Raw genomic sequence first — 693 nt, forward strand, 5'->3', positions numbered from 1 at the left:
AAAACATTTTAAAGTTACTCCTAAATCTAGCGTGACAATTCCTGTTAACTCGCCTACTGGCGGTAGTATTAAAGACGCTACTGGTAAAGTTTATCAATATAATTTTACTGCTTGGGTTCAAGCTAATGAAGATGGTAGTGATATAGCTAAGCCACTAAAATGGACTGAAAATAATCCTATTACTGCTACTTTCACTTCTACTACTTATATTAAAGCTAAGTATAATGTTGCTCCTGCCACCGTTGCTGATAGATATATTGTTAATGACGGCTCTTCTCCTAAACCTGATGGTTTTGTTGAAGTTTCTTTCAATAAGGGAGATCATGGTAGTATTAGTGGTAACTTGAGTTATTTTGTTAATCCTAATTACGTCAAACTTAAAGAGTTAGTTCATCCTACTGTTAAAGCTGATGACGGTTATACTTTTACTGGCTGGAGTAAAGATGATGATTTTGTTATCACTTCTGACATTTCTATTGTTGCTAATTATATAAGTAATGTTTTTGATGTGACAGATAATTCTACTCAAGATATCCCTAAAAATTATGTTGATGTTTTTGTAGATACTGGTGATAAAGCTAGTGAAAATACTAGATTTAAAAAACATTTTAAAGTTAATCCTAAATCTAGTGTAAAAATTCCTGTTAGCTTGCCTACTGGCGATAGTATTAAAGACGCTACTGGTAAAGTTTA

General features: G+C 32.3%; 1 protein-coding gene. It reads left to right on the plus strand.

What is annotated here, in order from left to right; genetic code table 11:
* A partial coding sequence (locus HMPREF1871_RS05820; RefSeq protein ID WP_198145794.1) for an InlB B-repeat-containing protein occupies positions 1-693 on the plus strand: 693 nt, incomplete at both ends.

This window comes from Gemelliphila asaccharolytica, assembly GCF_001553005.1.
Classification (GTDB): domain Bacteria; phylum Bacillota; class Bacilli; order Staphylococcales; family Gemellaceae; genus Gemelliphila; species Gemelliphila asaccharolytica.